We start from the raw sequence: 2,904 nt of genomic DNA on the forward strand, positions 1-2,904 counted from the left end.
GAGCTATGATTGTGAAAATTTCTGCTGCATAAATTCCTAGAATCCCTTCAACTGCCATTTTGAAGGGATTAGTGATCATTTCGATGTATTTAGCAGTAAAAGTTAGACAATAATTCCAAATCAGAAAGCCAAAACCTGCGGACACAAATAGATTAAACCAATAGAATCGAGAAAACCCAGTAATAACCGATGAGAAATTAGCGTTCTCCAAGGTTGCTCCTTCAAACGAACAACCGCGAATATCTGAACCGCTAAAATCAGCATCGCGTAAGTCTTGCTTTTTAAAAGAGGAGTTTCGTAGATCGAGATTTCTGAAATCTCTTCTTCCCTCTTTGTATTGATTAATGACCTTTCGAGCAGGTATGCGGGTTCTGGTAATCGCGTTTAAATCTGTAGTCATAGCAGTTTTAACCCTTATTTTGATTGATGCTATTCAAGAATAAAATTTAATTTTTGGTAATTTCTTAGGCTGAAGTCATTTTTGAATACTGGCATGATAACACGGATAATCGATGGTTAAACTAAGCTGGAGAGTCGCCTCTCCGACTCGTCTGCATAGGTTAAGAACAAGGTAAATAAGGATTTTTTCCACAATGTAGGCGCAAACTGAACATAAGCCCACCTTATCACCCCGACAAGTAATACTGAATGTCAAACCCCTTTACAAACCGATACAAACTCCTTAAGATAGAGACATCATCAATCGTACCTCGATAACTTAATAGGAATCATAAACCAATGACCACCACTCTACAACAGCGCGAAAGCGCTTCCCTGTGGGAGCAGTTCTGCCAGTGGATCACCAGCACCAACAACCGTTTATACATCGGTTGGTTCGGTGTCATCATGATCCCCACCCTGCTCACCGCCACCACCTGCTTCATCATCGCCTTTATCGCCGCTCCTCCTGTAGATATCGACGGTATCCGCGAGCCTGTAGCCGGTTCTCTACTCTACGGAAACAACATCATCTCCGGTGCAGTTGTTCCTTCTTCCAACGCGATTGGACTCCACTTCTACCCCATCTGGGAAGCAGCTTCCTTAGATGAGTGGTTATACAACGGTGGTCCCTACCAGTTAGTCATTTTCCACTTCTTACTAGGTGTCTTCTGCTACCTCGGTCGTCAGTGGGAACTGTCTTTCCGTTTAGGAATGCGTCCTTGGATCTGTGTTGCTTACTCTGCACCGGTATCCGCCGCTACTGCTGTATTCTTAATCTATCCCATCGGACAAGGTTCTTTCTCTGATGGTATGCCTTTAGGAATCTCTGGAACCTTCAACTTTATGTTCGTGTTCCAAGCAGAACATAACATCCTGATGCACCCCTTCCATATGTTAGGTGTTGCTGGTGTGTTCGGCGGTTCCTTGTTCTCCGCGATGCACGGTTCCCTAGTAACTTCTTCCTTAGTGCGTGAAACCACGGAAATCGAATCTCAGAACTACGGTTACAAATTCGGTCAAGAGGAAGAAACCTACAATATCGTTGCCGCTCACGGTTACTTCGGACGTTTAATCTTCCAATACGCTTCTTTCAACAACAGCCGCTCTCTGCACTTCTTCTTAGGTGCTTGGCCGGTAATCGGTATCTGGTTTACGGCAATGGGTGTTAGCACCATGGCGTTTAACCTCAACGGTTTCAACTTCAACCAGTCGATTCTCGATTCTCAAGGTCGTGTAATTGGTACTTGGGCCGATGTGCTGAACCGCGCTGGTATCGGTATGGAAGTAATGCACGAGCGCAATGCACATAACTTCCCCTTAGACTTAGCTAGTGGTGAACAGGCTCCTGTAGCTCTGATTGCTCCTGCTATCAATGGTTAATTCCTAGTCTGAACGAAAAGGCACTCCCGCAAGGGGGTGCTTTTTTGTTGCTAAATATTTTATGGTATGTCTAGCCTGGATCGTTCATCCGGTGAGTTTAGCTTCGGGGAGTAACAATTATCATTCAACTGCTCTTATCGATAACCGTCTTCTTTTTAAGTGCCTTCGGTACTCTGTTCTGGTTGTCTATCCCCTTAGTCATTCAGGTGATTATCGATAAGGTCATCATCCAGAACTCGCCTGAGGCTCTCAACTTTTGGGGTGTTTTCTTGATAGTGACGACTCTCTTTGCCAGTGCCTCGGAGATCGGCCTAGCCGCTCTCACCGCCGCCATCATAGGCAACGGTCTGGCTAGGAACCTCTTTCTCAAAGTCGCTGTCACACTCCCTAAAGTCTTGGCCATGCTATCATTAATGGCTATTTACAGTCCTCAACTTGCCTTTGCTTCCACTGGACTAACTGCCCTAGCCTGTGGAACCTATTACCTTCTCAAAAGAAACAGATTGGTAGCCGAGTCTGGTTCAGAACCTCTTCCTCTTTCTTTCCGCTTGCCTTTGACCCTAATCGTACTCTTCCTTTTCTGGTATGGGGCTTCCCCAGTCCTCGCCGCTCAATTATCGCTGGGTCAGTTGATAGCATTTATTATTTTCAGTATCCAGTTCGTGGCTTTCTTATTGAGCGTGACGGCGGCTGCTACTAAGCCTATTTATTGAAGGCCGCTCTCATTTGGAGATGTTAATTAACGGTATCTGCATTAGGAAGCCCGTATAGCTCCTTGACGGACTGGCGGGAGAGAACAATAATCGTGAAGACTCCGAGGATTGTCCCCAAGGGAGTGAATAAGCAGAGGATGCAGGCCATAACGAAGGAAAACCAGTATCTCTGGCGGCGTTTGAGGAATCGCCCCGATACAATGGTAGCAATAGCAAAAACTTCTCCTAATTTGACATCCTCACCGCCGTAAACGGACGGTGATTCCCAAACCTCACGATTTAGGTTTCTGCTTCTTTCCCTTGCGGGGTTCCGCACCTGCCTTAACAGATTTACTCTGTTCTGGTCTTATGGTCGCTCTACAGACTGACA

Annotated in this window: 4 protein-coding genes; 2 read left to right on the plus strand and 2 right to left on the minus strand. The window is 45.7% G+C overall.

Annotated features, from left to right (window positions below; genetic code table 11):
- Positions 1-400, minus strand: a 400-nt coding sequence (locus PX636_RS12225) for a pentapeptide repeat-containing protein (RefSeq protein ID WP_288117377.1), incomplete at its 3' end; no start/stop codon positions are given.
- A 338-nt stretch (positions 401-738) separates the two neighbouring features.
- Between PX636_RS12225 and psbA the strand changes: the two genes are divergently transcribed.
- Together psbA and PX636_RS12235 are read left to right on the plus strand one after the other, a co-directional pair.
- Positions 739-1,821 (plus strand): photosystem II q(b) protein, encoded by a 1,083-nt coding sequence (gene psbA / locus PX636_RS12230; protein WP_012264511.1) that lies wholly within the window; start codon positions 739-741, stop codon positions 1,819-1,821.
- Between the two features lie 182 nt (positions 1,822-2,003).
- Entirely contained in the window at positions 2,004-2,534 is a 531-nt protein-coding gene (locus tag PX636_RS12235; RefSeq protein WP_231859719.1) for an ATP-binding cassette domain-containing protein, read from the plus strand.
- A gap of 22 nt (positions 2,535-2,556) precedes the next feature.
- Here the strand turns inward: PX636_RS12235 and PX636_RS12240 are convergent, their stop codons facing one another.
- A complete protein-coding gene (locus PX636_RS12240) occupies positions 2,557-2,850 on the minus strand; it encodes a hypothetical protein (protein WP_125731867.1) in 294 nt (97 codons plus the stop codon).
- Positions 2,851-2,904: the final 54 nt, after the last annotated feature.

The sequence above is a fragment of the Microcystis sp. M53598_WE2 genome (assembly GCF_030067735.1).
Lineage (GTDB): Bacteria > Cyanobacteriota > Cyanobacteriia > Cyanobacteriales > Microcystaceae > Microcystis > Microcystis aeruginosa.

Excerpts from the sequence above, each read along its gene's own strand:
- psbA (WP_012264511.1), top strand. The coding sequence starts at position 739 with ATGACCACCACTCTACAACAGCGCGAAAGCGCTTCCCTGTGGGAGCAG.